The following is a 397-nucleotide window of genomic DNA, read 5'->3' as shown; positions in this document are numbered from 1 at the left end:
GTGTAGAGGTAGATATCCATTTTAAGCGTTTTGAATTTATCTGCAAAGTCTGTTATTCTTTGTCCAAGCTTGATGTGTTCATCATGATAAAAGACTTCGCAGCTAATGTCTTCGCATTCCAGGATACCTTCAATGTCATACCTGTGGTTGTGCACCTCTCTAACGAGTTCAATACTTTCTTTTTTGAATTCCTGGAGGTCATTATAAAAGATCTGAAGTCTCTCATATAGGTTGAGTACGTTCTTTTTAAAAATATCTGCAGTAAGAAATAGAATGAGGAAATTGATCTCTTCAGTAATATAGGACAGCTCCTCTTTCCAGCTCCTGTTTTCATTAAGCAATCTCTCTATCTCCTTCTCGTTTGCCGAGAAACTTCTGGAAGTATTCCGGTTCATAA

The 397-nt window shown here is 37.0% G+C and carries 1 protein-coding gene; it reads right to left on the bottom strand.

Annotated elements, in window-relative coordinates; genetic code table 11:
- On the bottom strand, positions 1 to 397 hold a 397-nt coding region (locus HC175_RS19875; RefSeq protein WP_168139820.1), incomplete at both ends, for a hypothetical protein.

This window comes from Salinimicrobium oceani (genome assembly GCF_012037645.1).
This window is presented reverse-complemented; position numbering and strand designations above follow the sequence as displayed.